Genomic DNA, 16,812 nt, shown 5'->3' with positions numbered 1-16,812 from the left:
TGGGCGCAGTGCCGCTTGGGAGCCGATGGCGGCGGAAGGGCTTCGAGAGCCTAGGGAGCAGGCAGTATCCGTGGAGGGGCTCCGGCTGAAATACCCCGGGGAAGAGCGGCTGACGTTCAAGGATGTATCCTTTAAGGCCGCGCCGGGTGAAAAAGTGCTGCTGCTCGGGCCGAGCGGATGCGGAAAATCGACGCTGCTGCAGGTGCTCAGCGGCATGATTCCGAAGGCGACCGAGGTGCCGATGAAATGTGAGAACCGGCAGCTTCCCCGTTCATGGGCTTACGTGTTCCAGGATCCGGACACGCAGTTTTGCATGCCGTATGTGGATGAGGAGCTGGCTTTCGTTCTGGAGAATCTTGCGGTCCCCCGGGACGAGATGAAAGCGAGAATGCGCGAAGCGCTGGATGCGGTCGGCCTGCATCTCAAGGAGCTGCATATGCCGATCAGCCACTTGTCACAAGGAATGAAGCAACGGCTGGCACTGGCATCGGCACTGCTGCTGGAACCGGAGGTGCTGTTCCTGGATGAGCCTTCGGCTCTGCTTGATCCGGAAGGCCGGCGTCAGATCTGGGAAGCGGTGAAGCGAGTGTCCGCCGGACGTACCCTGATCATCGTGGAGCACCGGATCGAAGAGATGGCAGACTATGTGGACCGGATCGTGCTGTTCGGACCGGATGGCGTGATATTGGGCGAAGGCCCGCCGAAGGAAGTGTTCGCTCGTTATGAATCGGAGCTGAAGTCCTACGGCATCTGGTATCCCGGCGTGTGGGAGGACTATGCAGCTTCGCGCGCGGGGCAGCAGTGGTTCCCCCGCATCGCTTCGAGCAGCGCGGCTGGATCGTTATCCTCCCTGGAACCGGTGGTGGCCTCCTCCGGTGAAGGGAGGGGGCGTCCGGATCAGGAGAATGAAGTCGTGAATCCGTACGCGAGCGTAAGCGCGAATCGCTGCAGCCGTGAGCCGCAGATCACGCTGCAGAGCTTCGCTGGCCAGCGGCGCAGTCAGCCTGTGATCGCATTGGATCATGCGGAGGTATTCCCGGGTGATTATGTGGCGATCCTCGGCCCGAACGGAGCTGGCAAAAGCTCGCTTCTGCTAAGCCTGATGGGCTTACTGCCATCTGAAGGGACCTACATTCTTGGCGGCGAGCATGTGGTTAAGGGAAAGCGGAAGAAGCTTCGCAAACGCAGGGAACAGCAGCTTCGCCAGATCGGGTTTGTGTTCCAGAATCCGGAGCTTCAGTTTGTCACGGAGCGTGTGGGAGATGAGGTTGCTTATTCCTTGCTGGTGGACGGTATGCCTGCCAGTGAAGCGGAGGAAGCATCTCGCAGCATTCTGGAGCGCTTCGGTCTGCATGGGCTGGAAGGAAGGCATCCGTATCAGCTGTCAACCGGTCAGAAGCGCAGGCTCAGTGTCGCTACGGCCATGGCGAGACAGCCTTCGGTTCTGCTGCTGGATGAACCCACCTTCGGGCAGGATGCCCGCAATACGTTTGCGATCCTGGAGATGTGCGAGCAGCTTCGGCGCAGCGGAACCGCGATCCTGATGGTGACACATGAGCTGCAGATCGCTGAGATGGCCGCCACGCATATATGGGAGATCCGCGAGGGCAGGGTGGTGTCCCAGAAGGTGTCGCCAAGATTACATGCGGCAGAATCGGACATGGCCTTGGCGGAGGTGAGTTCATGAGCTTCTGGGGACCTGTCCGTCACACCTGGCTGCATCGGACGAATCCGGTTGTGAAGCTGGGTGTCATCTGTCTGTTGTTCTTCATGACCGTGCTCACTCATGATCTTGATGTCATCATCTATCAAGCGATGATCTTCACGGTTTGCTTGCTGCTGCTAAGCGGCATTCAGCCCTGGAAAATGCTGCTGTTTCTCATTCCGTTCATGATGGCGTTCCTCGCTTCTGCTTCATCGATGATGCTGTTTGGTAAAGGGGATACCATCTGGTGGCAATGGGGCCTGTTCAAAATATCGGAGGAAAGCTTCTACCGCGGTCTGCACCTCGGGTTCAAAGGCATCGCCTTTGCAGCCGAAGGCCTGCTGCTTGTAACCACAACGCAATCGGTCGACTTGTTCTATGCGTTAATGCAGAAGCTTAAACTTCGGCCCAAGTATGCGTACAGCTTCATGGCATCCATCCGTCTGCTGCCGATGGTGTGGGAGGAATTCCTTATTCGTCGGCAGGCGCTGAAGGTGCGCGGGGTACAGCCGGCTCGCGGCCCGCGCAGGCTGGTCGTGCGCGCCGGATTATATGTAGTTCCGCTGCTGGCGCAAAGCATTCGCCGGGCTCACCGCGTGGCTGCGGCGATGGAGGCGAAGCAGTTCGACGGGGACCGGAGTCAGGCGCGAACGTACTACTATCCGTCTCAGTATTCCCGGTATGATGTGCTGACGGTCGGCTTGCTGGCTGCGGCCGTCTGCTGTGCATATGCGGGGGCAAGCTATTATCCGTGGTTTGGCATCGGCGATGTCCGGTTCAATTAAGTGAGAAGCAGAAAGCCAGTCCTGTGGGGGCGGGCTTTCTGCTTCTTCTGTTTGGCTCGCGATATGCGGCTCGGATATAATACTAATGGTAAAGACAGATCTAAACGGCAATGGATCAATATTCATCCACTATCAACTAAAGGCAGGTAACGGCAATGGAATACATATATGAATCGGCACAGCGCAGCTACGAGGATTTCGCGAGCGGCCGGGTGCTGTATAATGCGCGCGGAACGACCTCGTTTCCGGTGAGGCTTGCCAGCGAGATTGTGCAGCGATGTTTACGCATGCTTGAAGACAGGGGGAACGAGGGTCCCTATACCTTATTCGATCCATGCTGCGGGGGCGGCTACCTGTTGACGGTCGCGGGGCTGCTGCACGGCCAGCGCTTCAAGCAGGTCATCGGCTCGGATGTGAACGCCGGCGTGCTGGAATTGGCGGGGAACAATCTGTCCTTGCTTACGCCCGAAGGCATGCAGCGACGCGAGAAGCAGATCAAGGAGCTGATCCAGCTCTATGATAAGCCCTCGCACCATGAAGCGCTTCAAAGTGTTGCCCGCCTGGAGCAGCTGCTGGATCGGTCAGCAATTGAGGAGGTCCGCTGCTTTCAAGGGGATATTACGAATTGGCAGGAGCCATTTGACCTTAAGGCAAACCTTGTGCTAACCGACCTTCCTTATGGACAGATCGTCAGCTGGAACGGGGATAGCGCGGATCCTGTGCATGATTTTTTTGAGCATGTCTATCGTTTACTGGAGCCTGGCCGTGCCGTAGTAGCGGTCATCGCCGATAAAAGTCAGAAATTAAGACATGACCGCTTCACCAAAATACAAGGGTTCAAGGTGGGCAAAAGACAGGTGGCGATTCTCGAGCCGAAGGGCTGATACATCCATAGAACAGGCTGGAGACCGCGCCAGCCTTCCAATCCCCAGATTATAACAGCTATACAGGAACGCATGTTCTGTTAATTTCAAAAAAAATATAGCATTTCCTGCGGAACCCCGGCGCGTCGGTAGTACTCATGCAAGGATTCACCCGGTGATGCTGCAAGGTCGGCGGTCAAGAGAGCAATGGCGAAGCGATTGGCCTGCCTCTCCAGCTTGCCTGGACTAAAATAGGAGTGTTCCTCCAAAAAGAATCGGCTGATTCCTTTGTGCAAACGATCATGTCCGAGTTCATGGGCGCACACAAAACGCTGCCATTCCGCTGGAAGCTGATTATGGATCACGATAAATCTCCGTCTCAGCTTGCGAAAATAGAGCCCTTTGGTCGTCTGCCCCAAATCGGCAAAACGGATATGTATTCCCAGAGAGGATGCTAACTCAAACGGGCAGTTGGTATGATATTTTCGGATCAGCTTGCGGATTAAAGCCTGTACATAATCATCCATGCCGGTTCACCTGCAATAATGATATTGGTTGATTGATTCTAATAATCGCTCGGAAAGCTCCTTTAGCATCGGAATTTTGCAATAATGTCATCGGTTTACTTCTTCCGTTTATTCATCTTCTTGGCTTCCCAGAACAGGCCAGTCAGCACATCCTTGATTCGCTGCTTGTCCTCCTGATTGAGTGGAATGCCGTCAAACATCAGCTCTCCGTCATCCTCCAGCATTTTTTTGAAATCCCGCTTGTCCTTGGCCGTTGCCCAGACCGGAACGGACAGTTCCGCTGCAGGGACGGCTTCAGTTTCCAGATATCCCGCCTGGCTCATCAATTCCTCGTAAGGAACGTCCAGCGCATCCGCGATTTTACGAAGGGTTTGCGGCTTGGGCACGCCTCTTAACCCGTTTTCAATTCTGGAAATTTGGGAGCCGCTGATCTCAGCAGCCTGTGCCAGCCTGCTGATGCTCCAGCCCTTCTCTTCCCTGATCTGCTTCAGATATACACCAAATTCCTGGTCCACGGTCCGGCCACTCCTCACCATTTTGTCCGTCTGAAATCCTCTATGCTTCAAGTATAAACAGAATTCCTGTCTTTGCCAACAGGTAAAACAAAAAAGAGTTATATTGCCAAAAGGCAAGGAAATTGAAGCTAGACTCCGAAATATGACCCAAAATTGATGGAGACGGAGTTTTACGGCTTTCACCAAATAGTGGTATATTAATGAAAAATACGAACAAACATACGAACGAAACATGAAAGACAACGATGCCAAATGGGAACAAACACTGCTGTTGGACAAGAATAGGGCTTGGTAGTTACTGCAAATGATGAACAGGAGAGTGAAGTCGTATGAATCATGTGTTGCCAGAACTGGACCGTCGAAAAACCCAGCGTGCCGTTGAAGCGATATTTGAAAAATACCGGATCTACAAAACGATTACCTTCGAGGTTAGGGAGGCCAGCATCACGGCATCCTATACCGAGCGTTTCCATGGTCCGACGAATGTAACCTCGGATCAGACTGCACAGGTGGCTGTCTATAATGTAGACATGCCGGCAGCCAGACAGCGGTACTGCGAGATGATCGAGTCGATTGTAGAGCGGCTCGGGGAGCGCGAGCAGCTGCTCATCCGGGAGCGGTACATGAAGCAGGATGATGTGTTTGACTACAAAGTGTACAATTATATTTTCGATCCGCCGGTAAGCAAGGACACCTATGTGAAAATTCGGAGCAAGGCGTTCTACAAGCTGGCGCTGGTGTTGGCCGAGCTCGGACTGCTGTCTCTTGACACACTCGTTAAACCAATCACCCGCTTGAAAAAGAGTGAGGAAGCCCAGGCAGTAGGGGCAGGTCAATAATGGGGCTGCTCATCATGCCCTTTCATTTCAGTTCCTGTCACTCGGATAAGGCGATAATAGCCTCGGATTGACATAAGCCAGACCTAAATTATATTATATATACGTACTTATTAGTATGTAATTATTACATTGCATCATACAATCAAGGATGGTGGCCCTTATGGATTCCAAATCGAAAATGATGGAGGTGGCGCTAAAACTAGCCGAGCAGATGCCTCTCGATAAAATCAATTACGCTGATATTGCGGACGCGGCGGGTGTGCACTGGACGACGGTCAGACGCCATCTGGGAAGCAAGGAGCGCATGAGAACGCACATTGCAGAATGGATGCGGGATCGGGGGAAGGAGCCGTCCCATGGGGATACCCGCTCCAAAATAATCGAGGCAGCACGTACGGTGTTCGCACGACTCGGTTACAGCGGAGCCTCGCTCGACCAAGTGGCAGCGGAGGCCGGCATGACCAAAGGGGCCGTGTATTGGCACTTTGCCAGCAAGCAGGACCTATATGTGACGCTGCTTGAGTCCAATATGGCGGCCCAGAAGCGGCTCATTCCACAGCAGGCCCAGGCCGTGCTGGAGGCGGATGATCCGGTTCGCGCGCTTTCTTCCTGGCTGCGGGGCCAGTGCGCATCCTGTCTGGAGAATCCCGATGCCGCGCTTCTGTTTCTGGAGTTTCTGGTATCCAGCCGTGAGCCGGGGATCCGGTCCAAGCTGGCGGGGCTGTTCGAGGAGCTGCACCATCAGGTAGCACTGATGCTGGCAGAGCTTCAACGCAGCGGGCGATTGTGGGGCGAGCCGGATGCAAAGGCGATATCGGTGTACATTCAATCGGTCATGCATGGCATGCTGGTGACGTCGGTCATTCATCGGGAGGAGATTAAGCTGGATGTGATGATGGACGATGTGGCAAGCATGCTGTGGAACGGCCTGTATCCTCGTCCTGCAGAGGAACCGAGGGGAGAGTAACGAATGAACGAATATCCTGTAGAAAGTTGCCTATGCTCTGGAGGCTGGGAGAAACGTCGATTGGCGTTTTTCTTTTGTAATTGACATACTAAATAGTACGCGAAAGTAATACCTATTAGAATGGAGGAGTTGTCCCAATGGAGGTTGTGCTGGGGATAGCAGCAGTTGTGTTTCTTCTATATATATGCAGTGATATCGCAGTGCGCCGTGCGGAGAAGAAGTACCCGCCTTCCGGATCGTTTGTCGAGGTGGATGGAATTCGGCTGCATTATCAAGATGAAGGAGAGGGCAAACCGGTTGTATTGCTTCATGGCGGGGTGCTGTGGGGTGGGGATTTTAAAGAAGTCATGACATTGGCAGCCAAGCAAGGCTATCGGGCATTGGCCTTTGATCGGCCGGGATATGGATACAGTGAAAGATTGCCGAGTCGGAACATGTCGCCACGAGACCAGGCAAGACTGCTGCATGGTGCACTGCGGAAGCTTGGCATCGAGCGTTCGATAGTGGTTGCCCACTCATGGAGCGGGGTGTTGGCGCTGACCTATGCGCTGGATTATCCCGAGGACGTGTCAGGCTTGGTTACCGTGGGCGGGGGAATGTACAGGGACAATTATCCTGCTGCCGATGGGGATGGATTGTCGCGTCTGGTAACGATGCCGATCCTCGGAAGCCTGCTTCTGCATACGCTTCTCGTTCCGTTTGCTTATCTAGCCTCCCGAAGCATGATGCACGCGACCTTCACTCCTGAACGGGTTCCCGAGGCTTACGGCCGAGCGGTTCGAGCCTTGTGGTTCAGGCCCGGACAATTCCGGGCGAACCGGGAGGATGTGCTCCAGTTCGCTCCGGCTTGCGATGAAATATCGAGCCGATATGGCGAAGTAGCAGCCCCTGTCGTCATCGCTGCCGGTGAAGCCGATCCCTTCCCGACCCTGGTGCACAGCACATGGCTGCATCGGGACATTCCTCACTCCAGGCTGATTCTCTATCCGGGAGTTGGCCACATGATTCCGCAGCTGCACCCGGAACTTGTCATGGAGAGTATTCAGGCACTGACTGAGATGGAATCACAGGAAATGGCCTCCGGTGACGAATCCGGCTTCGGATCATAGCCATTCGGAAAGAATGTCCCATAGGTAGGGTCAGGAACAATTCGCTTCCTTGTGCAGTCAGCAAGCCCATCACGGCAGTTACTGCACGCTGAAATCAGGCACTCGTCTTTTTACCGCCCATAATCATCCCGAACTTCGCAGAATCCTCTCCCTTTCACCGTCTCCGCTTGGGTTTAAACAAGGTAAGATTATAGCATCGGGAATGAAGCAAGAGGCACCGAACAACACAGTAATGAACTGTCAGCCGGCCAACAGGGCCGGTTTTTTCATGCGGTCAAGCCTGTTGGTCATTCCCGGTTCCAATATCGGAGAGAAAGGAGGGGCCGAGGTTGTATGGGGAAATCGTGGAGGCAACCAACATTCGGCTGCTGGGTCCATGAGACGTGAAATTAGCCAGATGGTATCGAGCATCATCCCGGAGCTTGAAGGGCATGTGTATGATCTGCATCCGCCCGCAGGGACAATGGAGAGCAATTATGCTGTCATCATGCTCGGGGAAGAAGTGTGGAAATCCGCTTGGGCGGGGTATCGGCAAGTGATTCGCTTACTGCTCTATACGGATAGACCGATGCTCGACGAGCTTGATATGTGGTCTGAACAGCTGATCCAAGAGCTGCATCGACGCCGGATCGTTAGCGATGAGGGAAAGGCATTCACACTTCATTATCTGGGGGTGCCGGAGGCAGACAAAGTGGATCCGATGACGGGGAAAACTGCTCGATTGCTCCGTTTTGGCATCTATTTACCGGAGGTAAATGGGGGAGGGGCTGACGAGGAGCCGGATGAATGGCTCAGCCATTTGGCGGCTTGGACAGGACAATTCCTAGGAAGCCGATGGCAGATCTATCAATCCCGCTGGCCATCATCTCGGGAAGAGTATGCGGTAATGTGGCGGTTGACTGACTGTGAAGTGTTAAATTCGTCAGCCTCCATGGTTGAAGTGAGAAAAAGCTTTACTGGCCATGTTGTTTCGCCCACGGCGGATATGGAGCTTCAAACTGCCATAGCGCTCGCCGGGGAGCTTGGTGACAAGGCGATGATTCCGATCGACGCCGGGGAGCGCCGGTATATGACGGTCGTGGACGTGACGGCCAATCTGCAAGCTGATCCTGTCCTGGACGGACAAGTAAAGCTTAAGCTAATGCAGCGAAAAATGCGCGCTGTAGAGGATGCGGCGTGGATTCGCCGTGTACACATTCATCCCAATATGAAGTGAGGTGGACATGGAGTGGCGATCAAGAAAACAGTGAAATCGAAATCGGATACCCTGAATGCCCGTTATGAGGTCGCGGAACTGAAGGCGCATGCAAAGGCGTTGTTTGGCGTTCGGCCGGAGGTTGTAGATGGCGCTCTATATGGGAGCGGCAATGAACGTTATACGGTAGCAGAAGTCAAAGAAAAAATTAATCAATTCATGAAAGTGAAGGTGGTCTAAGCATGGCGGGAGGAACATGGGAAAGCACTAATAAACCGGTACTGCCGGGATTGTATATGAATTTCAAAGCGCAGGCTGCTTCAGCAATTCAAGGAGGCGCGCGCGGTACAGTGATCATACCCGTGAAGGCCGATTGGGGGCCGGTGCGGGAGTTTGTGGAAATTGGAAACGAGCAGGCGATTGACGACAGGTATTCCCTCAGTAGGGAGAATGGTGTTACCGCTTATGACGCTTTGTATCTGGCATTGCTGGGCGGACCTAAGAAGCTGCTTGCTTACCGTCTTGCAGACAGCAGCGCAGCCCCGGCTTCCGTTACGCTTCAGAACAGTGCCAGCCAACCTGAGGATACACTCAAGCTGGAGGCGAAGTACCCTGGAAGAAGAGGAAATCAATTCTCAGTAACCATCCAGCCATCGCTGGCTGATCCATCCGTACAGGAGCTTCGGCTATATGAAGGAGCTAAACTTCTTGGGACCTACACTGGCACGGACGGTACAGCCGCATCGCTTGCCGAACAGGTTAATCGTGACAGCAATAACCAGTGGATTACGGCCTCGGTCGTAGGGGACGGCAACACGTCCCTCGAGGAGGTAAGCGGCGCTGGACTGTCCGGTGGGGAAAGCGGCATTAGCGGATTGACCAATGCTGATTATATTGCCATGCAGGATGCAGCGGAAGGTCAGGAGTTTAACGTGCTTGCACTTGACTATGCTGCCGACATGGCTCTGCTGCAGAGCTTTTCCGCTTGGGTGAAGCGTCTTCGTGGTGAAGGCTGCGGCGTGATGGCTGTTTTTGGCGGAAGCAAAGCGGACGATACAGCCAAGAATGCAGCTGATTTGGCAGCAGCTAGATCCCTGGCACTCAATCATGAAGGAATTATTAATGTCGGCACAGGCGTGCGTCTAGCCGGAAATGATTACAGCTCGGCTCTGACAGCTGCGTATGTTGCAGGACTGATTGCAGGGCAGCGTTTGAATCAATCAGCAACGTATGCCGTGACACCATTCGAGGATGTTACCCGTCGCTGGACTCGCTCGGAGCAGGAGTCGGCCGTGAATAACGGGGTATTCTTGCTCTTCTTTGACGGACGCCAAGTTAAGGCGCTGCGCGGGATCAACACGCTGGTTAGCCCGGCCGAAGGCCAAAACAACGCTTGGAAAAAAATCCGTTCCATTCGCGTCATGGATGCGATTCAGGCTGATCTTCAGCAGGCAGCGGAGCAAACCTATATCGGCAAGGTGAACAATACGGAAGAAGGAAGACTAGCGCTTATTGGTGCTGTCAAGGAGTATTTGGGTCAATTGTCGCTAAGTCAGGTGATTGAAACGGACGGATATGACGTTATTCTTGACCCGGCGTATTATGGCGACTCGGCTGTGAACACACCGGATCCGGATCAGGTATTCCTGCAATGGAATGTGAAGCTGACCGATGTGATGGAGCAGCTGTACGGTACTTTTTACGTTCAATAATATTTAATTTCGTAGAGGAGGAAACAACATGTTGGATGCTTCAAGAGTCATTTCGGGGACATATGGCCAGGCGTATATCGATGGGGTCTGGCAGACGCATATCAATCACTTGGAGGCCAGTGTGGAGCTGGAGAAGCGCGAACTGAAGCTGGTCGGTCAGGAATGGACGGTGCATAAGAACGGCTCCAAAAAGGGAACGGGGACGATGAGCGGTTACAAGGTTACTTCGGATATGATCGCCCGTGGCTTCACGAAATTCGATATTATTTCGAAGCTGGACGACCCGGAAGCATACGGTCATGAACGCGTTCGCCTGATCCGCTGCATGCCGGATAAAATCCAGCTGGCCAATTGGACCGCTGGTGAAGAGATACAGGAGGAAACAACTTTTACTTTTGAAGGGTATGAGCTGCTTGATCCGATTGTAGCGAATTAGGCAGTTCAACGCATAAAATGGGGAACCCTAACTGGCGGTTGTCGTCTCTCTTCAGTCGGATGAGGGACGACAGTCACTCGGGTCTATAGGCAGATAAAAGAACTCTATATTTTTCATAAGGAGCAGTGAGACATGAGTCAACTTGAGCATTTAAGCGAAGAACAAATTCTGGATCAGTTGTTCGAGGCAGCGGAGAAGCTGCCGGAGGAAACCGTTCGCATCCAGCGGCTGGACATGCAGATTACGCTGCATGGATTAACTTCAAGCAAGGTGGACAGCATTCGTGAACGCTGCACGGTCCGCCGGAGCGTGAAGGGCTCGGTAGAGGAGAAGGTGGACACGGAGACGTTTAATGCGCTCCTGATTTCCGAAGCGACGGGCAGCTTGACCGTGAAAGGACTGACGCTGAACGGATGGGGCGATCCGCGCATTACCAGCCGGTTGAAGCTGTCGGGCGGAGAGCAGGCGGTTCGCCGCATGCTGCTGGCAGGGGAACTGGATGCCGTCGGCGATAAAGTGCTAGAGCTGTCCGGTTTCGGTGTTGAGATTTCCGACCTAAAAAACTGATCAACTCCGGGGGAATGACCACGATGCTGTACCACATGTGGGCGCGGCACCATCTCCGTCCCGGAGATTTTTGGCGTCTGCCACGGGGCGAACGACTGCTGCTGCTGGCCTTTTCCGAGACGGAATTGGATCAGCTGGCAGCTGCAGGTCAAACCAGAAGTTGAAAAGGAGGTGAATGATCCATGGCTGAATCATTGAGCTATCGGATGAATCTTGTCATCGATCCGAAAAATGTGGTGAAGGCGAACCGCGAGCTCAGGGCAATGGAGCGATACTTCGAACGCATCGAAGGGCGAGTGATGCGGATCGGCAGAACCCGGATGGCCCCGGAGATCGTGCTGAAGGATAGTGCTTCGAAAGCACTGGATGGCCTGCTGGAGAAAATCAAACGCGTGAAATCTGAGGTGATTAACGCCTCGGCCAGTGTGAAGCTTCATGTTCACAGACAGATTGACACCCTTGTAAATGTGAACGTCCTCCATGTCGTTCAGGGACTGGACTTTAACCCTGTCGTTAATGCTCTTCAGGCGAACACCGATGCCTTGCATGGGCTGTCCGATGCACTTGGGAACCTGCAAATTGGAGGAGGACAGGAGTCCAGCTCATTTATGGATAAAGCGTTGAACGGTGTTGAAAGTGTTTTACTTGCTGCAGTTGCAATGAAAGGGATAGGTGAGATCAAGGATAAAACGAAGTCTCTTCGGGAAGTGCTGCCAGGAAAGAGAAAACCATCGCAGAAAGGCAATACCCCCGATGCTAAGCCTGATTTGAATAATGGCACCGGTGGGCAAGGTAAGTCCAACCCCCAAAAAGCTGCACAAACCCAAAATAAAGCCGCACAAACTGAAAGCAAAGCCGCGCAAACCCAAAGCAAAGGTACCCCAACCAATGACAAAGTCCCTAGTACCACGCCGAAGAAACCCGTTGGGAAAGGAAAAACTTTGCGCAGAATGGCGGTTGGCGGGGACTTCCTTGAAACTGTAGGCAATCTGACAAAGGCAGGTCTCACCGTGGCTAAAAAAACGTGGGAGATTGGCTCCAATCTCTTTGGTGGCGGCGGCGGTGGACTTGGCGTAGTTGCCGGTAATACGGGTGCCGCTAAGACAGCGGTCAATCCGGCAAAGACCGCGGTCAAAAGCGGGGGAGCTTCTGGTCTATTGAAAGGTGCCAGCAAACGCCTCCTGGGTCCGTTGAGCTTTTTGGCGGACGCCAAAGCGATTGCACAGGCAGAGCCTGGCATAGAGCGTAATAAGGCGATTGGCTCCGCAATCGGTGGAGGCATTGGCGCAACCATCGGCGGGATGGTCGGTTCCGTTATTCCAGGCGCAGGCACTTTGGTTGGCTCGGTTGCAGGCGGTGCCGTTGGAAGCTATGTAGGCGAAAAAATTGGCGGGGCTGTCACCGGGATAACGGAGACGTTCAAGGCAGGCAAGGAGAATGTAACGAAATGGTTCTCCAAAACCTTCTCCTTTGGCAAAAAAGAAAAGGATATCGCCCAGCCTCCTCCTGTTCCGAAGCCCGTGGTACCGGCACCTCCACCGAGCTATGCGCTCGCCAGTCCCGGCGCTCCAACATACGGGAATGCCACGCCTGGCGGCCATTCGTATTCCGGAAGCAGGGGATCGTTCGGTCCTCCGGCCTTCAGCGATCCTGCCCGCACCCAGGCGTATTCCGGCAATCAGCTGTCTCCGCAGGTCGTTCAGATTAGTCCAGAGCAGATGAATGTATTGTCGGGATATTTCAGGGATATCCAAATGGAGACAACCACCAACTATAATCTGCCGTCGGGAGCCGTTCAGGTAACGGTGCATGAACATCACCCGGTCGATGTGGAAGGATTAATATTACAGATCGGGCAGCGACTGAGGACTGAATTCCATAGAGCGGCTCAGAACCGGAAGCCGAATCAAGCAATGCCGTATTAATACTTGGAAATATTAAAACTTCTAGAGCTTTACCGTATTTTAAACGGAAAGGAGGGGCCGGCGATGGAATTTGTGTTGAAAAGCGGCAAAGGGAAGGAGTTTCTATTCCCGGTCAATCCCGAGGAAGTGACGATCTCGCGCCAAAAGGGGTATGAAACCGCGACGGTTCTAACCTTTGGTGAGTTTGATTTCCCGCAGGGAGACAAAATCAAAGAAATTTCCTTCTCTTCTTTTTTCCCGAAAGCGTTCGATGATTCGTACTGTAAAGGCAGCAAGGATACACATCCGAAACCGCAAACAGCCATGAATATGCTCAATCAGTTTCTGGTATCCCAAACGCCGCTTCAATTTATCATTACGGAGACGGCTGTCAATGTGCCGGTGTTTGTGGCCTCTCACCAGACAACGTTTCGCGGCGGGGAGAACGGGGATGTATATTTTGACCTGACTCTTAGGACGTGGCGCGAGATGAAAGTAGCGAGAACCGACAGTGCTACGGGAATCAATAAAAACCCTCGGGTCGATCTGAAGGAGAAGAACAAGTCATACACGGTCAAACAGGGGGACTCTCTCTCCAAAATAGCCAAGCTGGAGCTCGGGGACAGCTCGAAATGGAGCCAGATCTACAAGCTCAACCGGCAGGTGATCGGCAACAATCCGAATGCCATTAGACCCGGTCAGAAGCTGGTGCTGCCATGAGCTATAAAGTGATTTTGCAAGATAAGTATGATTTATCGCCTTTAGTGGAGTCTATTAGTTTAAGGGATTCGTTGGAACAGGTAGCTTATCAAGGCACGGTGAACCTTGTGGTGACACCGGACTTGCCGCCGCTCTCGCCAGGTATGGCGATTCGGATCAGCGGCATTCCTTATGGAATGAAGGATTATGTTCCCTTGCTGCATCCAGCCGTCGTGTGGGAAGTCGAAACCGCGAACAATGGTGTGAAGAAGATGACACTGACTCTTTATGACCGAACTGTATATCTGGATAAGTCTGAGGAGGAATATTTGTTTCCGGCGAAACAGACCGCAACACAGCGGTTTAAAAGGTATGCCGCCGACTGGAATATCAAGATTGCACACTTGCCCGATACCGAAAAGCAGCTTGGCCGCTCCGTTTACCGGACGCAGTCGATTTATGCCAGCATGTTCGCTGATTTGCGGGAAACGGCCAAGGCTGGCGGCAAGCTATATCATCCGCGCATGCTCCCTGCGGGACTGGAGCTGTATGAACTTGGGACGAATCGTGAAGTGTATGTCCTGGAGACTTTAACGGACACGACCCAGCGGCGGACGCTGGAGGGAGCGGCTACCAAGGTGAAGGTGCTGGCGACATCGGCCAGCGAGAGCGGGAAGGAAGTTCCTTCGAAGGTCATGGCCATTGAGGAGAAGGACGTTGCCAAGTATGGACAGCTGCAAGCCATCATTCAGGATGATGAAGCGAAATCTCCAGCGGCAGCCCGTGAGCTGGCTCGAAGCAAGCTTCGGGGAGTCCAGGAGACGATCACCGTAAACGCCCCGGACATCAATACAATACGTGCAGGAGATGCGGTTCAGCTTGGTACGATGAAGCTGCTTGTTATTTCGGTTAGCCGGGAGCTTGGCAATCCTGGAAGCATGACGCTGGAGCTTGGGACTTATGACGATGTGAAAAGGAGGTTTTATCTTGAATAAAGACCCCTATGGACAATTGGCGTCTTCCCTGTTCTCTTCTTTCCATAAGCAAACCCGTCAAGCGCTCAGCGGGGTAGGAGCCGTACTTGGCACGATAACCTCGACGGGAATTAAGCTGGATGATTTCAAGCATGAACTGCAGGAGTATATGGTGGCTGAGCTTCCGGGTCTGTTATCGCTCTCCCGCCGAACCGTAGAAGGAGCCATGAGCTGGGAGGGTGGACAGTCAGCAGTCTCTCTGGAATTGGAGGAAGCGGAGCTGGAGGATACCCTACTGAAGCTGAATCAAGGACTACAACCTGGTGACCGTGTGCTGGCAGTCCGTGTCAACGGCGGCAATGATGTCGTGGTGGTGTGTAAGGTGGTGAGTGCACATGGCTAATCTGTTTCCAGAAACGGAAGATATGATCTGGGAAGATGCGGGTGAGCTTGACACGAACGAAGATCGCGGGGCTGTATTTGGGCGAAGCTGGCGGTTTGATTATGAAGCGGGTGAGTTCGTGATGACCCCTACCCGGAAATTGGCTGTCTCGGATGAGAAGGAAGCATGGGTGACCTGGTGTGAGAAAACGATTCGCACTCCGCGCTACCGTCATCTCATTTATTCTCGAGACTATGGCAGCGAGCTTGAGGACCTGATCGGCAAGGGGCATGGGCGCCCGCTGCTGGAAAGCGAAATTCGGCGGATGGTGACCGAAGCATTGATGGCGGATGCGCGGACGGAGAGTGTGGACCAGTTCCAGTTTGAATGGGAAGGCGAGGCCTGCCGATTCAGCTGCCGGATTACGAGTGTTCGGGATGAAACGGAATTGATTGAAAGTGTGGTGATGACCTGATGGCCGATGTGCCGATGTATTTGCAGGAACAGACAGAAGAGAACATTATGAATCGCATGTTAGCGAAGGTGCCTTCGGATATCGACAAATCCGAAGGTTCTTTTATTTGGGATGCGCAGGCGCCGGTGGCATTTATGCTGTCCGAAGCGGCCTTATGGGCGCAGGAGCTGCTGCGGCGCGGTTTCGCCAGCACGGCGGCGAGTGATGTGGCCGATATCCGTTCTCCAGAGCTGGACCTGAGAGCAGCTGAGCACGGAGTTACAAGACGTGCGGCTGTGGCTTCCTCAGGCACAGTCTTGTTTACGGGCAGACCGGGAACCGTAATCCCCGCCGGCACCACGGTGGCTACACCTGCAGATGAAGTCTCCGGTGAGTCCTCGGTGGAGTATGTTACGACAGCTGCCGTAACACTCTCGGATTCGGGCACAGGAACTGCACCTATTCGGGCTGTTGTGCCCGGGAAGCAAGGCAATGTACCCGCCGATGTCATTCAGCTGATGATGTCTTCCATCGGTGGCGTTATGTCAGTGACCAATCCAGAGCCAACGCGCAGCGGTGCAGACACGGAGACGGACCAGTCCTTGCTGGAGCGATTCTATGCGAAGGTTCGCAGTCAGGGAACCAGCGGGAATAAGTCCCAGTATATGCAATGGGCGAATGAAATTGCCGGCGTTGGCGGTGTTGAGGTTGTTCCTTTATGGCAGGGTCCGGGAACCGTCGGGTTGTATCTGATCGATACGGACAAACGCGCAGCCAGCCCGGAGATTGTGGAAGCAGTGCAGCAGCATATTGATCCTACCCAGGATGGGCAGGGAGAGGGCATGGCTCCGGCAGGCCCGGTCGTTACGGTAATGCCGGCTGAGGAGATTGAGATCCATATCTCGGTCAAGGTGCAGCGCACCCAGGAGCAGCCGTCTACGCTGGAGGAAATCCGAACGTTGATCGAGGATGGCGTGCGTGCCTATCTGCAGCAGATCGCCTTTAACCGAAAGGATCCGCTCGTTCGGTATACGCGAATTGCTTCTGTTCTGCTGGATATTCCGATTATTGTGGACTATTCGGAACTAGTCATCAACGGAAGCGCCGAGCAGCAAAACATCGAGATTGGCTCCGGTCAGGTGGCGGTTCTGGGGACGGTGAGCGTAAGTGAATAGGCCG

General features: G+C 53.7%; 20 protein-coding genes. 18 read left to right on the top strand and 2 right to left on the bottom strand.

Going from position 1 to position 16,812, the window contains the following annotated elements; all coding sequences use genetic code 11:
• Positions 1–25 precede the first annotated feature (25 nt).
• The 3 genes from CHH75_RS10920 (at position 26) to CHH75_RS10910 (ending at position 3,374) form a co-directional block, all read left to right on the top strand.
• Entirely contained in the window at positions 26–1,687 is a 1,662-nt protein-coding gene (locus CHH75_RS10920) for an ABC transporter ATP-binding protein (RefSeq protein WP_095398223.1), read from the top strand.
• Positions 1,684–2,490 carry an energy-coupling factor transporter transmembrane component T family protein gene (locus tag CHH75_RS10915; RefSeq protein WP_095264705.1) on the top strand — a complete coding sequence of 269 codons (807 nt, stop codon included), beginning with the start codon at positions 1,684–1,686 and terminating at the stop codon, positions 2,488–2,490. Before CHH75_RS10920 ends, CHH75_RS10915 begins: the two co-directional genes overlap by 4 nt.
• A gap of 155 nt (positions 2,491–2,645) precedes the next feature.
• Entirely contained in the window at positions 2,646–3,374 is a 729-nt protein-coding gene (locus tag CHH75_RS10910) for a hypothetical protein (protein WP_095264706.1), read from the top strand.
• A gap of 86 nt (positions 3,375–3,460) precedes the next feature.
• Here CHH75_RS10910 and CHH75_RS10905 read toward each other — a convergent pair whose 3' ends face one another.
• Together CHH75_RS10905 and CHH75_RS10900 are read right to left on the bottom strand one after the other, a co-directional pair.
• On the bottom strand, positions 3,461–3,880 hold the full coding sequence (locus CHH75_RS10905) for an ImmA/IrrE family metallo-endopeptidase (protein ID WP_095398156.1): 420 nt from the start codon (positions 3,878–3,880) through the stop codon (positions 3,461–3,463).
• A gap of 95 nt (positions 3,881–3,975) precedes the next feature.
• On the bottom strand, positions 3,976–4,416 hold the full coding sequence (locus CHH75_RS10900; protein WP_155618078.1) for a helix-turn-helix domain-containing protein: 441 nt from the start codon (positions 4,414–4,416) through the stop codon (positions 3,976–3,978).
• Positions 4,417–4,724: 308 nt separating this feature from the next.
• On the opposite strand from CHH75_RS10900, the gene CHH75_RS10895 reads away from it, so the two are divergent.
• The 15 genes from CHH75_RS10895 to CHH75_RS10830 all read left to right on the top strand — a co-directional run bounded on the left by CHH75_RS10895 (position 4,725) and on the right by CHH75_RS10830 (position 16,808).
• On the top strand, positions 4,725–5,234 hold the full coding sequence (locus tag CHH75_RS10895; protein WP_095264709.1) for an ArpU family phage packaging/lysis transcriptional regulator: 510 nt from the start codon (positions 4,725–4,727) through the stop codon (positions 5,232–5,234).
• Positions 5,235–5,394: 160 nt separating this feature from the next.
• Positions 5,395–6,201 (top strand): TetR/AcrR family transcriptional regulator, encoded by an 807-nt coding sequence (locus CHH75_RS10890; protein WP_176475527.1) that lies wholly within the window; start codon positions 5,395–5,397, stop codon positions 6,199–6,201.
• 137 nt (positions 6,202–6,338) lie between these two features.
• Positions 6,339–7,310: an alpha/beta fold hydrolase gene (locus CHH75_RS10885; RefSeq protein WP_095398154.1), complete on the top strand. Its 972-nt coding sequence runs from the start codon at positions 6,339–6,341 to the stop codon at positions 7,308–7,310.
• Between the two features lie 376 nt (positions 7,311–7,686).
• Entirely contained in the window at positions 7,687–8,526 is an 840-nt protein-coding gene (locus CHH75_RS10880) for a hypothetical protein (RefSeq protein ID WP_095398222.1), read from the top strand.
• 12 nt (positions 8,527–8,538) lie between these two features.
• Positions 8,539–8,745, top strand: a complete 207-nt coding sequence (locus CHH75_RS10875; RefSeq protein WP_095264712.1) for a YqzN/YkzM domain-containing protein — start codon at positions 8,539–8,541, stop codon at positions 8,743–8,745.
• A 2-nt stretch (positions 8,746–8,747) separates the two neighbouring features.
• Positions 8,748–10,217: a phage tail sheath family protein gene (locus CHH75_RS10870; RefSeq protein WP_095398153.1), complete on the top strand. Its 1,470-nt coding sequence runs from the start codon at positions 8,748–8,750 to the stop codon at positions 10,215–10,217.
• A gap of 28 nt (positions 10,218–10,245) precedes the next feature.
• Entirely contained in the window at positions 10,246–10,653 is a 408-nt protein-coding gene (locus tag CHH75_RS10865; RefSeq protein WP_095264714.1) for a phage tail tube protein, read from the top strand.
• Positions 10,654–10,785: 132 nt separating this feature from the next.
• The gene (locus CHH75_RS10860) at positions 10,786–11,220 is read left to right on the top strand and encodes a phage tail assembly chaperone (protein ID WP_095264715.1); all 435 of its coding nucleotides are present in this window, start codon (positions 10,786–10,788) and stop codon (positions 11,218–11,220) included.
• Positions 11,221–11,243: 23 nt separating this feature from the next.
• The gene (locus CHH75_RS24840) at positions 11,244–11,384 is read left to right on the top strand and encodes a hypothetical protein (RefSeq protein WP_176475526.1); all 141 of its coding nucleotides are present in this window, start codon (positions 11,244–11,246) and stop codon (positions 11,382–11,384) included.
• Positions 11,385–11,402: 18 nt separating this feature from the next.
• Positions 11,403–13,145 carry a hypothetical protein gene (locus CHH75_RS10855; protein ID WP_095398152.1) on the top strand — a complete coding sequence of 581 codons (1,743 nt, stop codon included), beginning with the start codon at positions 11,403–11,405 and terminating at the stop codon, positions 13,143–13,145.
• Between the two features lie 63 nt (positions 13,146–13,208).
• Positions 13,209–13,844, top strand: a complete 636-nt coding sequence (locus CHH75_RS10850; RefSeq protein ID WP_095398151.1) for a LysM peptidoglycan-binding domain-containing protein — start codon at positions 13,209–13,211, stop codon at positions 13,842–13,844.
• Positions 13,841–14,818 (top strand): XkdQ/YqbQ family protein, encoded by a 978-nt coding sequence (locus CHH75_RS10845; protein WP_095398150.1) that lies wholly within the window; start codon positions 13,841–13,843, stop codon positions 14,816–14,818. Before CHH75_RS10850 ends, CHH75_RS10845 begins: the two co-directional genes overlap by 4 nt.
• The gene (locus CHH75_RS10840) at positions 14,811–15,200 is read left to right on the top strand and encodes a hypothetical protein (RefSeq protein ID WP_095398149.1); all 390 of its coding nucleotides are present in this window, start codon (positions 14,811–14,813) and stop codon (positions 15,198–15,200) included. Before CHH75_RS10845 ends, CHH75_RS10840 begins: the two co-directional genes overlap by 8 nt.
• Positions 15,193–15,654 (top strand): DUF2634 domain-containing protein, encoded by a 462-nt coding sequence (locus tag CHH75_RS10835; protein WP_095398148.1) that lies wholly within the window; start codon positions 15,193–15,195, stop codon positions 15,652–15,654. Before CHH75_RS10840 ends, CHH75_RS10835 begins: the two co-directional genes overlap by 8 nt.
• Positions 15,654–16,808, top strand: coding sequence for a baseplate J/gp47 family protein (locus CHH75_RS10830; RefSeq protein ID WP_095398147.1), 1,155 nt, complete (start codon positions 15,654–15,656; stop codon positions 16,806–16,808). Before CHH75_RS10835 ends, CHH75_RS10830 begins: the two co-directional genes overlap by 1 nt.
• Positions 16,809–16,812: the final 4 nt, after the last annotated feature.

This window comes from Paenibacillus sp. 7541 (assembly GCF_002276395.1).
Classification (GTDB): domain Bacteria; phylum Bacillota; class Bacilli; order Paenibacillales; family Paenibacillaceae; genus Paenibacillus_AQ; species Paenibacillus_AQ campinasensis.
The sequence above is the reverse complement of the archived record's forward strand: the minus strand, read 5'-3'. Positions and strand labels throughout refer to the sequence as shown.

Excerpts from the sequence above, each read along its gene's own strand:
- CHH75_RS10920 (WP_095398223.1), top strand. The coding sequence starts at position 26 with ATGGCGGCGGAAGGGCTTCGAGAGCCTAGGGAGCAGGCAGTATCCGTG.
- CHH75_RS10865 (WP_095264714.1), top strand. The coding sequence starts at position 10,246 with ATGTTGGATGCTTCAAGAGTCATTTCGGGGACATATGGCCAGGCGTAT.
- CHH75_RS10910 (WP_095264706.1), top strand. The coding sequence starts at position 2,646 with ATGGAATACATATATGAATCGGCACAGCGCAGCTACGAGGATTTCGCG.
- CHH75_RS10900 (WP_155618078.1), bottom strand. The coding sequence starts at position 4,416 with ATGGTGAGGAGTGGCCGGACCGTGGACCAGGAATTTGGTGTATATCTG.
- CHH75_RS10855 (WP_095398152.1), top strand. The coding sequence starts at position 11,403 with ATGGCTGAATCATTGAGCTATCGGATGAATCTTGTCATCGATCCGAAA.
- CHH75_RS10835 (WP_095398148.1), top strand. The coding sequence starts at position 15,193 with ATGGCTAATCTGTTTCCAGAAACGGAAGATATGATCTGGGAAGATGCG.
- CHH75_RS10870 (WP_095398153.1), top strand. The coding sequence starts at position 8,748 with ATGGCGGGAGGAACATGGGAAAGCACTAATAAACCGGTACTGCCGGGA.
- CHH75_RS10890 (WP_176475527.1), top strand. The coding sequence starts at position 5,395 with ATGGATTCCAAATCGAAAATGATGGAGGTGGCGCTAAAACTAGCCGAG.
- CHH75_RS10830 (WP_095398147.1), top strand. The coding sequence starts at position 15,654 with ATGGCCGATGTGCCGATGTATTTGCAGGAACAGACAGAAGAGAACATT.
- CHH75_RS10885 (WP_095398154.1), top strand. The coding sequence starts at position 6,339 with ATGGAGGTTGTGCTGGGGATAGCAGCAGTTGTGTTTCTTCTATATATA.
- CHH75_RS10880 (WP_095398222.1), top strand. The coding sequence starts at position 7,687 with ATGAGACGTGAAATTAGCCAGATGGTATCGAGCATCATCCCGGAGCTT.
- CHH75_RS10905 (WP_095398156.1), bottom strand. The coding sequence starts at position 3,880 with ATGGATGATTATGTACAGGCTTTAATCCGCAAGCTGATCCGAAAATAT.
- CHH75_RS10895 (WP_095264709.1), top strand. The coding sequence starts at position 4,725 with ATGAATCATGTGTTGCCAGAACTGGACCGTCGAAAAACCCAGCGTGCC.
- CHH75_RS10845 (WP_095398150.1), top strand. The coding sequence starts at position 13,841 with ATGAGCTATAAAGTGATTTTGCAAGATAAGTATGATTTATCGCCTTTA.
- CHH75_RS10850 (WP_095398151.1), top strand. The coding sequence starts at position 13,209 with ATGGAATTTGTGTTGAAAAGCGGCAAAGGGAAGGAGTTTCTATTCCCG.
- CHH75_RS10915 (WP_095264705.1), top strand. The coding sequence starts at position 1,684 with ATGAGCTTCTGGGGACCTGTCCGTCACACCTGGCTGCATCGGACGAAT.
- CHH75_RS10860 (WP_095264715.1), top strand. The coding sequence starts at position 10,786 with ATGAGTCAACTTGAGCATTTAAGCGAAGAACAAATTCTGGATCAGTTG.
- CHH75_RS24840 (WP_176475526.1), top strand. The coding sequence starts at position 11,244 with ATGCTGTACCACATGTGGGCGCGGCACCATCTCCGTCCCGGAGATTTT.